General features: G+C 69.8%; 14 protein-coding genes. 3 read left to right on the top strand and 11 right to left on the bottom strand.

All coding sequences use genetic code 11. The features are described from left to right. The 3 genes from rpiA to E1J50_RS18080 all read right to left on the bottom strand — a co-directional run. Positions 1-433 (bottom strand): ribose-5-phosphate isomerase RpiA (gene rpiA / locus E1J50_RS18090; RefSeq protein WP_132255233.1); only part of this gene is annotated, 433 nt, incomplete at its 3' end. Between the two features lie 134 nt (positions 434-567). Next, entirely contained in the window at positions 568-1,041 is a 474-nt protein-coding gene (locus E1J50_RS18085; RefSeq protein ID WP_245516630.1) for a hypothetical protein, read from the bottom strand. 201 nt (positions 1,042-1,242) lie between these two features. Continuing rightward, complete coding sequence (locus E1J50_RS18080; RefSeq protein WP_132255232.1) at positions 1,243-1,536, bottom strand: hypothetical protein; 294 nt, start codon at positions 1,534-1,536, stop codon at positions 1,243-1,245. 258 nt (positions 1,537-1,794) lie between these two features. Here E1J50_RS18080 and E1J50_RS18075 point away from each other — a divergent pair, with 258 nt between their 5' ends. After that, positions 1,795-2,490 (top strand): HAD family hydrolase, encoded by a 696-nt coding sequence (locus E1J50_RS18075; protein ID WP_132255231.1) that lies wholly within the window; start codon positions 1,795-1,797, stop codon positions 2,488-2,490. A 106-nt stretch (positions 2,491-2,596) separates the two neighbouring features. Here the strand turns inward: E1J50_RS18075 and E1J50_RS18070 are convergent, their stop codons facing one another. The 5 genes from E1J50_RS18070 to E1J50_RS18050 form a co-directional block, all read right to left on the bottom strand. Beyond that, the gene (locus tag E1J50_RS18070) at positions 2,597-5,821 is read right to left on the bottom strand and encodes an efflux RND transporter permease subunit (RefSeq protein WP_132255230.1); all 3,225 of its coding nucleotides are present in this window, start codon (positions 5,819-5,821) and stop codon (positions 2,597-2,599) included. Positions 5,822-6,043: 222 nt separating this feature from the next. Further along, a complete protein-coding gene (locus E1J50_RS18065; protein ID WP_132255229.1) occupies positions 6,044-6,505 on the bottom strand; it encodes a tellurite resistance TerB family protein in 462 nt (153 codons plus the stop codon). Between the two features lie 80 nt (positions 6,506-6,585). Then, positions 6,586-6,783: a DUF3606 domain-containing protein gene (locus E1J50_RS18060; protein WP_132255228.1), complete on the bottom strand. Its 198-nt coding sequence runs from the start codon at positions 6,781-6,783 to the stop codon at positions 6,586-6,588. A gap of 83 nt (positions 6,784-6,866) precedes the next feature. Continuing rightward, positions 6,867-7,091: a YbdD/YjiX family protein gene (locus E1J50_RS18055; protein ID WP_132255227.1), complete on the bottom strand. Its 225-nt coding sequence runs from the start codon at positions 7,089-7,091 to the stop codon at positions 6,867-6,869. 4 nt (positions 7,092-7,095) lie between these two features. Next, positions 7,096-9,153 (bottom strand): carbon starvation CstA family protein, encoded by a 2,058-nt coding sequence (locus E1J50_RS18050; protein ID WP_132255226.1) that lies wholly within the window; start codon positions 9,151-9,153, stop codon positions 7,096-7,098. 216 nt (positions 9,154-9,369) lie between these two features. Between E1J50_RS18050 and E1J50_RS18045 the strand changes: the two genes are divergently transcribed. Next, a complete protein-coding gene (locus tag E1J50_RS18045) occupies positions 9,370-10,236 on the top strand; it encodes an NAD(P)-dependent oxidoreductase (protein ID WP_132255225.1) in 867 nt (288 codons plus the stop codon). Between the two features lie 4 nt (positions 10,237-10,240). Here the strand turns inward: E1J50_RS18045 and miaA are convergent, their stop codons facing one another. Then, positions 10,241-11,161 (bottom strand): tRNA (adenosine(37)-N6)-dimethylallyltransferase MiaA, encoded by a 921-nt coding sequence (gene miaA / locus E1J50_RS18040; protein WP_132255224.1) that lies wholly within the window; start codon positions 11,159-11,161, stop codon positions 10,241-10,243. A 17-nt stretch (positions 11,162-11,178) separates the two neighbouring features. Between miaA and serB the strand changes: the two genes are divergently transcribed. Beyond that, positions 11,179-12,075 carry a phosphoserine phosphatase SerB gene (serB, locus tag E1J50_RS18035; protein WP_132255223.1) on the top strand — a complete coding sequence of 299 codons (897 nt, stop codon included), beginning with the start codon at positions 11,179-11,181 and terminating at the stop codon, positions 12,073-12,075. A gap of 3 nt (positions 12,076-12,078) precedes the next feature. On the opposite strand, the gene E1J50_RS18030 is transcribed toward serB, so the two are convergent. Both E1J50_RS18030 and E1J50_RS18025 read right to left on the bottom strand, forming a co-directional pair. Further along, positions 12,079-12,435 carry a hypothetical protein gene (locus E1J50_RS18030; protein ID WP_132255222.1) on the bottom strand — a complete coding sequence of 119 codons (357 nt, stop codon included), beginning with the start codon at positions 12,433-12,435 and terminating at the stop codon, positions 12,079-12,081. Between the two features lie 157 nt (positions 12,436-12,592). Further along, positions 12,593-14,140 carry a DegQ family serine endoprotease gene (locus E1J50_RS18025; RefSeq protein WP_132255221.1) on the bottom strand — a complete coding sequence of 516 codons (1,548 nt, stop codon included), beginning with the start codon at positions 14,138-14,140 and terminating at the stop codon, positions 12,593-12,595. Positions 14,141-14,224: the final 84 nt, after the last annotated feature.

Genomic DNA, 14,224 nt, shown 5'->3' with positions numbered 1-14,224 from the left:
TCGCGGCGAGCCCGAACGGGTTCACCTCGATCGGCAGCGGGAAAGCCCCGAGCGTCTCGACGCGCTTGGCCGCGTCCGCGATCACCACCATCCGGCGGCTCGCGAAGGCCACGATCTTCTCGCGCAAAAGGGCCGCGCCGCCGCCCTTGATGAGGCGCAGCCTGTCGTCGACCTCGTCGGCCCCGTCGATCGTCAGATCGAGCTCGGGAACCTCCTCAAGGGTCGCGAGGCGGATGCCGGCGCGCGTGGCGGCCGCATGCGTCGCCTCGGAGGTCGGCACCCCGACGAGATCGAGCCCCGCCCGAACGCGCTCGCCCAGAAGCTCCACGAAGGCATTCGCGGTCGAGCCGGTGCCGATGCCGAGGCGCATGCCGGGCTCGACGAGTTCGAGCGCGCGCGCGGCCGCCGCCCTGCGGAGATCCGGCGCGCTCACCGGGAGCCTCGGGGAAGCGGGAGATGAGGGGAACGCATGTTTGCCACGGGGTCGACCTCGGCGGGAACGGAGGCGCCGTTAGCACGCGCGCCGCCCGGGCAAAAGACGATGTTCGGTCGCGACGCCCCGATCCTTCAGGGCCGGCCGCCCTGCGGCGGCGTCACGCTCGGGCCCGCGCGGCCCGGCGCCGGCCCGGTGGTCGGGGCCTCGCCCGCGCCCCCGACGGTCGGATTCGCCTGTTGCGTGCAGACGACCACCTCTTCCTTCACCTGCACGTAGCAGATGCTCATCTCGCCGCTGCGGTAATTCACCCGGAACACACCGGCCTCACGGGTGTGGCGGGAGGCGACGAGCCCGTACTCGCCCGGCGCCTGCGCCGTCGCGCCCTCGCCCGGCCCGAAGCAGAGGGTCTGGCCGATGCCGCCGCCCTCGCGCAGGCCGTACTGGCAGGAGGTGACCTCGCCCGTCACCCGGTCGACCCGGTAGACGCGGTTCAGGTCGATCTGGGGGGCCGGCACGAACTCGAAGGAGGCGGCGAGCACGGGGCCGGCGGCGAGGACGCCGAGCGTGAGGCAGGCCGGACGAAGAAACGGGAAGCGCCGAAGCATGGGGGCTCGCTCTCGCGGATGGGTGTCGCACGTCCCATCCGCGAGCTTTCAGGCGAGTCTTGGGCGGAGCGGCTCGCCGAAGCGCGCTTCGCGGCCCGCCTCCGCCTCTCTGCCGTGCCCCAGGCCCCTTGCAGGGGATACGGCCCGTGTCGCTGCGTCGAGAGTAACGGGAGGACGGGGAACGCCCGTCATCCGCTTGATTCAGCGCGCCCTGAAGCCCGGATTCACGTTGCCGGGACTGAGGATGTTGCCGCCCTTGCCCATGAGGGTGCTGCCGTCGTTGCCGATCAGCTTCTGCGGGTTCACCCCCGTCGCGGGCTTGAAGGCGGGCGTGCCGACCTTCTGAGCCGCGCCCCCGGCAGCGAACTTGTTGCCCGAGGTCTGGCAGCTCGCGAAGCCGACGCAGGCCGCCTGCGCCGCAACCGGCAGGAGCAGGACACCGGACGCGAGCGCCGCACCGGCGGCAAGGCGAGAGACGCTGAGACGGGTCCGCATGACGATCGCTCCTGGTGACGTGGGAGGACGCCGGTCGATGTCGCGGGAAGCCGCCTCGTCCGTCGGCAATCGGCATGGCGGGGCGCCCCGGCTCCCGCGCATCCCTCCGTTTGCCGGCGCACCGTCGCATGCCCGCACCTCGTCCGCTTCCTCACTTCTGGGGAGGTGCCGCAAAGATCCTGCGCCGCCGCGTCGGGTTGCGGCTCAGAGCCGGGGCCGCTAGCGAGGTGCGTCCTTGCAAGGAAGACGAGAGAGCCGATGTCCCTGCCGCCGATCGCCGTATTCGACCTCGACGGCACGCTCGCCGAGACCGCGGGCGACCTCGTCGGCACGCTCAACGTGCTCCTCCGACGCGAGGGCCTGCCGCCGCTGCCTCTGGAGGAGGCCCGCGACATGATCGGCGCCGGCGCCAAGGCACTGATCCAGCGGGGCTTCACGGCGGCCGGTGAACCGCTCTCGACCGAGCGCCTGGAGCGCCTGTTCGGCGAGTTCCTGGAGCATTACGGGGCGCACCTGTGCGACCACTCGCACCTCTACGAAGGCCTCGTCGAGGCGCTGGACAGCCTGCAATCCGATGGCTTCCTCCTCGCGGTCTGCACGAACAAGGTGGAGGAGCACGCCGTCGACCTGCTCGACAAGCTCGGCATCGGCGATCGATTCGCCGCGATTTGCGGGCGCGCGACCTTCCCCTACTTCAAGCCCGACCCGCGCCACATCACCTCGACGATCGAGCGGGCGAAGGGCAATCCCGCGCGCTCGGTGATGGTCGGTGATTCCCGCTCCGACGTCGACGCGGCGAAGGCCGCGGGCATCCCCGTCGTCGCGGTCACCTTCGGCTACACCGACACGCCGGTGCAGGACCTCGGGCCCGACCGGGTGATCTCCCATTTCAGCGAGCTTCCCGGCGCCGTCGAGGCGCTGGTCCCCGGAGCGCGGGTCCGCGCGGCGGAGTGAGCGCGCTCACTCCGTCACGCTAAGCTCCGCGTTTCCTCGAACGCCGCCTCGGCGCGCGGTGCCCCTCTCCCGAACGGGAGAGGTGGAGAGGCACGGCGGCTGCCACTCACACGTAATCCTGCGGCGGCCTGACGTCGCCGCGCCGCAGCAGCGTGTAGAGGAAGGGCACGAAGAGCAGCGTCGAGGGCGTGCCGAAGGCGATGCCGCCCATCACGGCGCGCGCGAGGGCCGCGTTCTGCTCGCCGCCCTCGCCCGTGCCGAGCGCCATCGGGATCAGGCCGAGGAACATGGCGCCCGCCGTCATCAGCACCGGCCGCAGCCGGGTCTCGCCGGCCAGCACCGCCGCCTCGACGGCGCTGCAGCCCGTGGCCTCCCGGTGCTCCTTGGCGAAGGTGACGAGCAGGATCGAGTTCGCCGAGGCGATGCCGACCGACATGATCGCGCCGAAGAGCGAGGGGATCGAGAAGGTCGTGCCCGTGATGAACAGGCTCGCGACGATGCCGCAGAACGCGAGCGGCAGGGCAGCCAGGACGACGAACGGGTCTCCCCAGCTCTGATAGTTCACCGCCATCAGGAGGTAGACGGCCACGAGCGCGATGGCGAGGCCGATGCCGAGGCGGAAGAAGGCCGAATCCATGTTCTCGATCTGGCCCCGCAGGGTGATCTTGTCCGGCGCGGGCAGCGTCTTCTGCTCCTCGTCCACGATCCTGCGGATCTCGCGGGCCACCGAGCCGAGGTCGGAATCCTGCACCGCCGCGTAGATGTTGTAGGTCGGCGTCGTATTGACGTGGTTGATCACCGTCTGCGTGCCCTCCCGCCGGAATGACGAGACGCTGGAGAGGAGCGTCAGGACGCCCGGCTGGTCGGATCCGCCCTGCACGAGGAGCGGCGTGTTCTGGAGGGCGGTGAGCGAATCGTTGCGGTATTCCGGCGTCTGCACCCAGAGCTGGTAGGGGATGCCTGTCTTCGGGTCCGTCCAGAAGTTCGGCGTGACCTGGAAGGAGCCCGAGAGCGAGACGTTGAGGCCCTGCGCCACCTGCTGTTGCGTCAGGCCGAATTCGGAGGCGAGGCGGCGGTCGACGTCCACGAAGAATTGCGGCGTGTTGACGATCTGGTGGAGATGCACGTCGACCGCGCCGCGGATCTCGCTCACCCGCCGGACCATGGTCTGCGCGACCGCGAGGTCCTTCTCGGCGTTCCGGCCCGACACCTGGATGTCGATCTGCGCGAGCGTGCCGAAATTCAGGATCTGGGTGATGATGTCCGAGGGCTGGAAATAGAAGGTCACGTCGGGGAAGCGCTCGCGCAGCACCTCGCGCAGCCGCTTCGTGTAGGCCGCGACCGAGCCGTGCCCCTCCTTCAGGTTGATGAGCATCTGGCCGTCGTTGTAGGCGACGAACGAGCCGTCCGAGAACGCGAAATTGTAGTTGTTCGAGGGCAGGCCGATATTGTCGAGGATCTGGTCGATCTCGTGCTCGGGGATGACCTCGCGGACGGTCTTCTCGACCTCCGCGAAGACCTGCTCCGCGGTCTCGATGCGCATGCCGGGGCGGGTGCGCAGGTGGAGCGTCATCTGGCTCGAGGCGACCTGCGGGAAGTAATCCTGCCCGACGAAGCTGAACAGCCCGGCGGTGCCCGCGAAGACGATCGCGACGACGCCGACCGTCGCCACGGGATGGCGGATCACGGCATGGAGGAGCCCGAGATAGCCCCGGTGGAAGCGGGCGAAGCGCGCCTCGAAGCCGTGCCGGAACCGGCCGGCCACCGAGAAGAACGGGCGGCCGAGGAGGGCGAGCGCGCGGGCGACGCGCCCCTGCCGGGCCGGCGGCGCCTCGCCGTGATGCAGGGCGTATTCGCGCGCCACCAGCACGTCGATCAGCACCGGGACCAGGGTGCGCGACAGCAGGTAGGAGGTCAGCATCGCGAAGACGACCGCGAGCGCCTGCGGGGTGAACAGGTATTTCGGCGTGTCGGTGAGCGCGAAGACCGAGGTGAAGGCCGCGCAGATCGAGAGCGTCGAGATCAGCGTCGGCTTGGCGATGCTGGCCGCGCCCTCCGCCACCGACTTGCGGAAGGGCTCGCCCTCCTCGAAGAGCCGATAGGTGTTCTCGATCGCGACCGTCGCGTCGTCGACGAGGATGCCGACGGCGAGCGCAAGGCCGCCCAGCGTCATCACGTTGATGGTCTCGCCGAGCGCCCCCAGCACCGCGAGCGAGGTGAGGATCGAGAGCGGGATCGAGATCAGCACCACGATGGTGGAGCGCCACGAGCCGAGAAAGAGCAGGATCGTCAGGCCGGTGAGGCAGGCGGCGATGGCCGCCTCGTGCATCACCCCCTCGATCGCCGCCGAGACGAAGACCGACTGGTCGAAGAGCGGCTTCAGCGACATGCCCTCGGGCGCGGCGGCGCGGATGTCGGGCAGCGCCTTCTTGACGTTGTTGACGACATCGAGGGTCGAGGCGGTGCCGTTCTTGAAGATCCGCATCAGCACCGAGTGCAGGCCGTCGGCGCGCACGATGTTGACCTGCGGCGGGCCGCCGTCGCGCACGTAGGCGACGTCGCGCACGAGCACGGGCTGGCCGTTCACGGTCTTGATCGGGATCTCGTTCAGCGCCTCGATCGCCTCGGGCGTGGCGTTCAGGCGGATCGGGTATTGCTGCTCGCCGATCTTGGCGAGGCCGGAGGGCACCGTCAGGTTCTGGGCCGACATCGCGTTCGTCACGTCGACGGGCGTCAGGCCCAGCGCCTGGAGGGCGTGCAGGTCGAGATCGACCATGATCTGCCGGGGCGTGCCGCCGAAGGGCGAGGGCAGCGTCGAGCCCGGCACCTGCACGAGCCGCTGGCGGATGCGGTACTGCGCGTAATCGTAGACCTTGGTGAGGCTCTCCTTCGTGGAGGCCAGCGAGAGCTGGATCACCGGCACGGACGAGGCCGAGAAGCGCAGGATCACCGGCGGCTGCACGCCGGGGGGCATCGTGGCGCGGATCGAGTTCGTGGACGAAACCACCTGCGCGATGGCGAGATCGATGCTGACGCTCGGGTCGAAATAGACCTTCATCACCGACGTGCCCTGCAGGCTCGTCGATTCCATCCGGGCGATGTTGTTGACGTTGTTCGAGATTCCGTACTCGGAATAGGTCGTGATGCGCCGCTCCATCTCCGGCGCGGACAGGCCGTTATAGGTCCAGACGATCACGACGACCGGGATGTCGACGGTCGGCAGCACGTCCTTCGGCGTCGTCACGATCGCCGCGACGCCGGCGAGCGTCATCAGCACGGCCAGGACGTAGACCGTGACCCGGTATTTCAGAGCGTAGAGGACAAGGCCCATATCGTCGTCGGCTCGGGTCGATCAGGGCACCGCGCATCGCGACCGATGCCGATGGGTCGTCCGGCGCGGATCCCCTCCTCGTTCGGAAGGAGAGATGGGGTGGGAGGAGGTCGCCCGTCCACCCGCATGGCCGCACCCGTCCGGCCACAAGTCGCGATCAACGTTTCCGGATTGTGTCCGCGCGATCCGTCGTCCGCTGGCGCATCGCCGCAGGGGATCGGTTCAGTGGCCGGAAGGTCTCGCGTTCCCGGCGCCGAGGAGCGCGTCCTTGTCGACCACCAGGGCGCGGGCGATCTCTTCCAGCGCCCGGTGCTCGACCTCGCTGATGCCGCCGAAATCGGCCACGTCCGCAGCGATCAGGAAGATGTCCTCCCGCTGGTCTAGGGGCCGCTCGGCGACGGCCTGGACGAGGCGGATATTCTCGACGCGGCCGGCCCGGGTCTTGGCGCGGGCGATGGCCTCGTAGAGCGCCTGCTCGATGCGCAGGGTGTCGTAGGATTTCTCCAGGATGGGGTTCGCGCGCATGCCGGTGATCGCCGATTCGATCTCCTCCTCGTCGATCTCGCCATCCGCCAGCGTCACGTTGGCGGCGGCCGAGACGGCGGATTCGAGGAACACGGCGTCGCCCGCATAGGACATGATGGTCCGGCCGAAGCGAAGGATCGCGTCCTGAAAGATGCTCATGCCTGCCTCCTGAACCTCAAGGAGGCTCGAAATCCCCTCGTCCAGTCAAGGGTTTCGCGGCAACACACCGGGTCCGATCCTCAGACGATCGGCTCGTGGCCCGGCCAGTCGCGGCCGAGATGGGCCGCCACGCGGGCGGGATCGTCGCCCACCGCCTCGACGGCCGCCTGCACCTTCTCCACCGGCACCATGAAGCGGCGGGCCCAGTAGGCCCGCTCCCAGGGCTCGGCGACGTTGACGATCCTCGGCTCGGGCGGGGCGGTGCTGTCCTCGGCCATGGCGGCTCCTCGGCTGGGGCGGCCCGAAACGGAGAGCCGCGACCCAGCGAGAACGCCCGAGCCGACGCTTCGTGCCCGGAGCGTCAGCAGCAGCGGAAGCCGTTGCGGTTGCCGACGCCGAAGCGGGCATTCTCCCGGTTGCGGAAGAATTCCAGCTCCGTCATCGGCGCCTGGTCCGGATGCGTCTTGCGGATGTGGCTGGCATAGGCCTCGTAATCGCCCTGCCCCACCATCAGCCGCGCGCCGTCGCAGACGCATTTCGTGAGCGTCTGCCAGCGCTCGCGGAGATTCTGCGACGACACGGCCATCGCCTCACTCCGCCGGAACGGCGCGGGCATCCGATTCCAGCGCCGTCCAGCGGTCGGTGCGGAAGGCGCGGATGCAGGCGATGACGCCGAACACGGCGATCGAGACGACGAGCCCGACGAAGACCACGGCCAGCGCCGCGTCGATGCGGTCGTTGAAGATGATCTGGCTCATCTGCTCGACGTTCTTGGCCGGCGGCAGCACCTTCCCCTCGGCGAGCGCGGTGCTGTAGCGGTCCGCGTGCGAGAGGAAGCCGATCCGCGGGTCGGCGTGGAAGATCTTCTGCCAGCCGGCGGTCAGCGTGCAGATGCAGAGCCACACGGTCGGGATGATCGTGACGAAGGCGTAGCGCTCGCGCTTCATCTTGAAGATCACCACCGTGCAGAGCGTCAGCGCCACCGCGGCCAGCATCTGGTTCGAGATGCCGAAGAGCGGCCACAGGGTGTTGATGCCGCCCAGCGGGTCGGTGACGCCCTGGTAGAGGAAGTAGCCCCAGGCCGAGACGCAGAGCGCGGTCGCCACGATGTTGGCCGCCCACGAGGTGGTGTCCTTGAAGGCGGGCACCGCGAGGCCGACGAGATCCTGCACCATGAAGCGGCAGGCGCGGGTGCCCGCGTCCACGGCGGTGAGGATGAACAGGGCCTCGAACAGGATCGCGAAATGGTACCAGAAGGCCATCATCGCCTTGCCGCCGATGGCGGAGGAGATGATGTGCGCCATGCCGACGGCGAGCGTCGGGGCGCCGCCGGCCCGCGAGATGATCGTCGTCTCGCCGACGTCCTTGGCCGCCGCGGTGATGGCGTCGGGCGTGATGGCGAAGCCGAGCTTCGTCACCGCCGCCGCGGCCGTCTCCGGCGAGGTGCCGAGGAGGGCCGCCGGCGAGTTCATGGTGAAGTACACGCCCGGATCGATCACGCAGGCCGAGACCAGCGCCATCACGGCGACGAAGCTCTCCATGAGCATGCCGCCGTAGCCGATCATGCGCGCGTCCGCCTCGTTCGCGATCAGCTTCGGCGTGGTGCCCGACGAGATCAGGCTGTGGAAGCCGGAGACCGCGCCGCAGGCGATGGTAATGAACAGGAACGGGAAGAGCTGGCCGGACCAGACCGGGCCCGTCCCGTCCACGAACTTCGTCATGGCCGGCATCTGCAGGTGCGGCGCGACGACGGCGATGCCCAGGGCGAGGCCAACGATGGTGCCGATCTTGAGGAAGGTCGAGAGATAGTCGCGCGGGGCGAGCAGCAGCCAGACCGGCAGGATCGAGGCGACGAAGCCGTAGCCGATCAGCATCCAGCAGAGTTGCGTGCCAGTATAGGTGAAGGCCGGGCCCCAGGTCGGGTGCTCGGCGACGCTGCCACCGTAGACGATGGCGAGCATGAGCAGCACGAAGCCGAGGATCGAGACCTCGCCGATCTTGCCGGGCCGGATGTAGCGCGAATAGACGCCCATCAGGATCGCGATCGGGATCGTCGCCATCACCGTGAAGGTGCCCCACGGGCTGCCGGCGAGCGCCTTCACGACGATCAGCGCCAGCACGGCGAGCAGGATGATCATGATCAGGAAGGTGCCGATGAGGGCGATCACGCCCGGCACGGTTCCGAGCTCGGCCCGGATCAGCTCGCCCAGCGAGCGCCCGTCGCGGCGCATCGAGACGAACAGGACGATGAAGTCCTGGACCGCGCCCGCGAAGACGACGCCGGCCAGGATCCAGAGGAGGCCCGGCAGGTAGCCCATCTGCGCGGCGAGCACCGGGCCGACCAGCGGGCCGGCACCCGCGATGGCCGCGAAGTGGTGGCCGAACAGCACGGTCTTGTTGGTGGGCACGTAGTCGAGCCCGTCGTTGTGGCGCACCGCCGGGGTCTCGCGCTTCGGGTCGAGCCGCATCACCTTGTCGGCGATGAAGAGCGAGTAGTAGCGGTAGGCGATGACGTAGACGCAGATCGCGGCGACCACGATCCAGAGGGCATTGACGGACTCGCCGCGCTCCGTCGCCACGATGGCGAGGGCGGCGGCACCGAGGGCTCCGACGAGGGCCCAAGGCCCGTGTTTCGAGATCGCACCCATGGACGTTCACTCCAGGGCCGGTTCTTCCTGGCCGGCCATCTTTGTCCTTGTGGCGCAGAATTCTGTCCGAGAAAATACGTATGCTCAGCGAGTTGCATACATCCGGCGCGATTCTGTCGCCCGGTGGCCCGGCGCGCGCGCACGCGTTTGACGCTTCCGCCGGGCGAACCTAAGCAGGCGCCGGGCCCCCGGGCCGCGTGTTTGTGGAGACGAGCGATGGCGAAGGTGGCGTTCCTGGGTCTCGGGGTGATGGGCAGCCCGATGGCGGCCCATCTCGCGAAGAAGGGCCACGACGTCACGGTCTACAACCGCACCGGCGCCAAGGCCGAGGCCTGGGTGAAGGCGAATGGCGGCGCGCATGCGGGCACGCCCCGCGAGGCGGCCGGGGATGCCGAGATCGTCTTCGCCTGCGTCGGCAACGACGAGGACCTGCGCAGCGTCACGCTCGGCGAGGACGGTGCCTTCGCCGGCATGGGGCCCGGCGCCGTCTTCGTCGATCACACCACCGCCTCGGCGGAGGTGGCGCGGGAGCTCGCGGCGGCGGCCGAGGCGCGCGGCCTCGGCTTCGTCGACGCGCCCGTCTCCGGTGGGCAGGCGGGTGCCGAGAACGGCGTCCTCACCGTGATGTGCGGCGGCGAGGCCGCGACCTACGCCAAGGTCGAGGCTGCGATCGGCGCCTATGCCCGCGCCTGCCGCCTGATGGGCCCGGCGGGCTCGGGCCAGCTCACCAAGATGGTCAACCAGATCTGCATCGCCGGCCTCGTTCAGGGCCTGTCCGAGGGCGTGCACTTCGCCAAGCGGTCGGGCCTCGACGTCGAGGCGGTGCTCGACGTGATCTCGAAGGGCGCGGCCGGCTCCTGGCAGATGGAGAATCGCGGCCGGACCATGAACGAGGGCCGCTTCGATTTCGGCTTCGCGGTCGACTGGATGCGCAAGGACCTCGGCATCCTCCTCGACGAGGCCCGCCGCAACGGCGCCTCGCTGCCCGTCTCGGCCCTCGTCGACCAGTTCTACGCCGAGGTTCAGCGCATGGGCGGCAATCGCTGGGACACGTCGAGCCTGATCGCGCGGCTGGAGCGCTGAGCGCTCACGCCCCGGCCAGCGCCGCCTCCGGATCGGTCCAGGCCCAGTCGCCGCCCATCTGGTGGCGGAACCACGTGAACTGCCGCTTGGCGTAGCGTCGCGTGTCGTTCTGTCCGCGCAGGATCGCCTCCTCGAGGCCGAGCGTCCCGTCGAGATGGGCGATCAGGCCGGGCACCCCGTGGGCTCGCATGATCGGCAGCATCGGATCGAGGCGGCGCTCGCGCAGGCGCGCCACCTCGTCGAGGGCCCCTTCCGACATCATCGCCCGGAAACGCGCATCGATGCGGGCCCGAAGCCGGTCCCGGTCGGGTGCCAGGAAGATCTTGCGCAGGGGGCGGCCCGCGAGCGGGCCCGGCACCCGGCTGCCGTGGAAGGCGGCGATCGGGCGCCCGGTCGCGGCGTGGATCTCGAGGGCGCGCATCACGCGGGCGCGGTCGCTCGGCCGCAGGGTCGCCGCGCCCTCCGGATCGAGCGCGGCGAGATCGGCGTGGAGCGCCTCGGTCGGACGGCCTTCGGCCGTCTCCCGCAGGGCGGCGCGCACGCCGTCGGGCACGGGCGGCAGGTCGGACAGCCCCTCCTCGAGGGCGCGGAAATAGAGGCCGGTTCCGCCGACGAACACGGGCAGGCGGCCGTCGAGGTCCGCCACGAGGGCGGCGGCGTCGCGCGCGAAATGGCCGGCCGAGTAGTTCAGCGCCCCGTCGACGTGCCCGTAGAGCCGGTGGGGAACGATGGCCTCCTCCTCGGGGCTCGGCCGCGCGGTGAGGACGCGCAGGTCGCCGTAGACCTGCATCGAGTCCGTGTTGACCACGACCCCGCCGTGACGAAGCGCGAGCGCCGTCGCCAGGGCCGACTTGCCGGAGGCGGTCGGCCCTGCGATGAGAATGGCCGCCGGCTGGTCGGCGAATGTCGGCTCAGGCGGCGGCAACAGCGGAACGCTCCCGGATGACCCTGGTCGCCAGCCTGATAGCAAACGAGACGCGGCCCGCCATCACGGATGCGGTGCTGGCGGAGGCGCGCGCCGTTCTCGGCACCGAGCACCAGCCGCGGATCCTGCACGGCGAGGTCGCGGCCGAGATCCTGGTGCCGGGCGCGGGCGCCGACGCCGAGGTTCTGACCGGCCGCCTGCGGCGCGCGCTGAAGGGCGAGCCCATCGACGTCGCGGTGCTACCGGCGGGTCCCCACCGGCGCAAGCGCCTGTTCCTCGCCGACATGGATTCCACCATGATCGAGCAGGAATGCATCGACGAGCTCGCCGACGTGGTCGGCCTCAAGGCTCACGTCTCGGCGATCACCGAGCGGGCCATGCGCGGCGAGATCGCCTTCGAGCCCGCGCTCCGCGAGCGGGTGGCGCTGCTCGAAGGCTTGTCCGTCGGGGTGATCGACACGCTGATCCGCGAGCGGCTCTCCCTGATGGCGGGTGGCACGACGCTCGTGCGGACGATGCGGGCGCACGGGGCGCGGACCTGCCTCGTCTCGGGCGGCTTCACCCTCTTCACCGGGCCGATCGCGGAGCGGATCGGCTTCGACGAGCACCGCTCGAACCGGCTCTCGGTATCGGGCGGGCACCTGACGGGCCGCGTCGAGGAGCCGATCGTGGGCAAGGCGGCCAAGCGCGACACCCTCGCGGAACTTCGGACGCGCCTCGGCCTCGAAGCGGCGGAGACGCTGGCCGGGGGGGACGGCGCCAACGACCTCGACATGCTCGCCGAGGCGGGTCTCGGCGTCGCCTTCCGGGCGAAGCCCGCCGTCGCGGCCGCCGCGCAAGTGCGCATCGACCACGGCGACCTGACGGCCCTCCTGTACCTCCAGGGCTACGCGGCGAGCGAGTTCGCGCGCTGAGGCTCAGAAGGGCTGCAAGCCGGGCCGCGGGCGGTGCACGTCCTCGAAGATGTCCGGATCGATCAGCTGGTCCGGATGCTCACCCGCCTCGCCGAACAGGGCTCGGAAGTCCTGCCGGCCGAGGATCCGCTTGCTGGCCGTCATGGATTCGGCGAGCGCTTGATTGAAACCGTCGCGGTATTCGTCCGGCGTGATCGCGCCGCTTTCCAGCTTGCGCGCCAATTCGTCCTTGCGACGCCAGAACACCGACTGAACCTCGGCGAGCGATCGAAAGCGCGCATCGTCGATGCTGACGGCCGGATTCGATCTGACCATGTCCCGCAAGTCGCGGATGCGCTCGGACATCTCCGTTTCGAACACGTGCGGCTCCTCCGGTGAGAGTGGAGACGGATGTCCATGTGCGGAAAAACCGTCTGCGCTCGCCTTCGACTCGCGCGCCTGACTCCCCGCAAGAGGGGATACGAGGAAGCCGCCCTCTTCCGATCGGCGGCCCCCAGTCGCGTGAAGCGCGCTGAAGCTACTCGAGCCCGAGCGCCACGAAGCGCACGTCACCGCTCGCGCTCGCCACGAGGAGAAGGACGGACTTGCGGCCCTCCTTCTTCAGCGCGTCGACCCGCTTGGTGACGTCGGCAGGAGAGGTCACCGCCTCCTGGCCCACCTCGACGATGACCTCGCCCGCCTGGATCCGCTTGTCGGCGGCAGTGGAGGAGGGATCGACGCGGGTGACGACGACGCCCTTCACGGTGTCCTTGATGCTGTAGCGCTTGCGCAGCTCGTCGGTGATCCCGGAGAGGTTGAGGCCGAGAGCCTGCCGCACGGCGCTCTCGGGCTCCGCCTGCTTCACGTTGGCGAGCTGCGGCTTCTCCCCGTCCTCCAGGCGCCCGAGGGTGACGGGCTTCGTCACCTCCTCGCCCTTCCGGACGACGACCACGTCGACGGTCTTGCCGACGGGGGTGGCGGCGACGATGCGGGGCAGGTCGCTCGACGCCTTGACGGCGCTGCCGTTGAACTTCGTGATCACGTCGCCGACCTCGAGGCCGGCGGTCTTGGCCGGGCCCTTCTCGTCGACGCCGGCGATCAGCGCGCCCTTGGCGCCGCCCTTCAGGCCGAGGGCCTCGGCAGTCGATTCGTCGACGTTCTGGATGCGCACGCCGAGCCAGCCGCGGCGGACCTCGCCGTACTCGCGGAGCTGGTCAATGACTGGCTTGGCGGTGCCTGAGGGAACCGCGAAGCCGATGCCGACCGAGCCGCCGGTCGGCGACAGGATGGCGGTGTTGATGCCGATCACCTCGCCGTCCATGTTGAACAGCGGACCGCCCGAATTGCCCTTGTTGATGGCCGCATCCGTCTGGATGTAGTTGTCGTAGGGGCCGGACTCGATGTTGCGGCCCCGTGCCGAGACGATGCCGGCCGAGACCGAGCCGCCGAGGCCGAACGGGTTGCCGATCGCGACCACCCAGTCGCCCGGCCGCATCTTCTCAGAATCGCCGAACGGCACCGCCTTGAGCGGCCGGTCAGCGGTCGGCTTCACGCGGAGCACCGCGAGGTCGATCTTCGAATCCTTGCCGATGATCTCCGCCTTCAGCTTGGTGCCGTCGGACAGGATCACCTGGATGTCGTTGGCGTCGCCGATGACGTGGTTGTTCGTCACCACGATGCCCCCGGCATCGATGATGAAGCCCGAGCCGAGCGAGTTGGACTTACGCTGCTGGCGCGGCGTGTCGTTCTCGCCGCGCTGCTCGCCGCCGCGGTTGCCGCGCCGGTTGAAGAACTCCTCGAACAGGTCCTCGAAGGGCGTGCCGGGGGGCAGCTGCGGCATGGTGCGGCCGCCACCGCCGCCGCCCGAGCGCGTCTCCACGGTGGTGGAGGCGGAGATGTTGACGACGGCGTCGGTGATCCGCTCGGCGAGGTCGGCCAGGGATTCGGGACCCTTGGCGAAGGCCGGCATCGGCACGGCGCTGCCCGCGACCGAGGCCCCGATCATGAGGGCGGCGAGGGCCGCCCGAGCGTGGCGGCTCAGCGCGGAGGGACGGCGCGCTGCGGTGGCGCTCGCGACGGGTAGCATGATCGACCTCTTCAAAGGAGCGTTTCCCGACCTGTTCTTCCTGAAGCCCGGTGCAATCCGCCGGGCAGCCGCCTCGGGCTCGCG

Origin of the sequence: Methylobacterium segetis, from assembly GCF_004348265.1 — a bacterium.
Classification (GTDB): Bacteria; Pseudomonadota; Alphaproteobacteria; order Rhizobiales; family Beijerinckiaceae; genus Methylobacterium; species Methylobacterium segetis.
This window is presented reverse-complemented; position numbering and strand designations above follow the sequence as displayed.

Bases quoted from the DNA above. Each gene is read 5' to 3' on its own strand.
- E1J50_RS18085 (WP_245516630.1), bottom strand. From the start codon at position 1,041: ATGCTTCGGCGCTTCCCGTTTCTTCGTCCGGCCTGCCTCACGCTCGGC.
- E1J50_RS18080 (WP_132255232.1), bottom strand. From the start codon at position 1,536: ATGCGGACCCGTCTCAGCGTCTCTCGCCTTGCCGCCGGTGCGGCGCTC.
- E1J50_RS18075 (WP_132255231.1), top strand. From the start codon at position 1,795: ATGTCCCTGCCGCCGATCGCCGTATTCGACCTCGACGGCACGCTCGCC.
- E1J50_RS18070 (WP_132255230.1), bottom strand. From the start codon at position 5,821: ATGGGCCTTGTCCTCTACGCTCTGAAATACCGGGTCACGGTCTACGTC.
- E1J50_RS18065 (WP_132255229.1), bottom strand. From the start codon at position 6,505: ATGAGCATCTTTCAGGACGCGATCCTTCGCTTCGGCCGGACCATCATG.
- E1J50_RS18060 (WP_132255228.1), bottom strand. From the start codon at position 6,783: ATGGCCGAGGACAGCACCGCCCCGCCCGAGCCGAGGATCGTCAACGTC.
- E1J50_RS18055 (WP_132255227.1), bottom strand. From the start codon at position 7,091: ATGGCCGTGTCGTCGCAGAATCTCCGCGAGCGCTGGCAGACGCTCACG.
- E1J50_RS18050 (WP_132255226.1), bottom strand. From the start codon at position 9,153: ATGGGTGCGATCTCGAAACACGGGCCTTGGGCCCTCGTCGGAGCCCTC.
- E1J50_RS18045 (WP_132255225.1), top strand. From the start codon at position 9,370: ATGGCGAAGGTGGCGTTCCTGGGTCTCGGGGTGATGGGCAGCCCGATG.
- serB (WP_132255223.1), top strand. From the start codon at position 11,179: ATGACCCTGGTCGCCAGCCTGATAGCAAACGAGACGCGGCCCGCCATC.
- E1J50_RS18025 (WP_132255221.1), bottom strand. From the start codon at position 14,140: ATGCTACCCGTCGCGAGCGCCACCGCAGCGCGCCGTCCCTCCGCGCTG.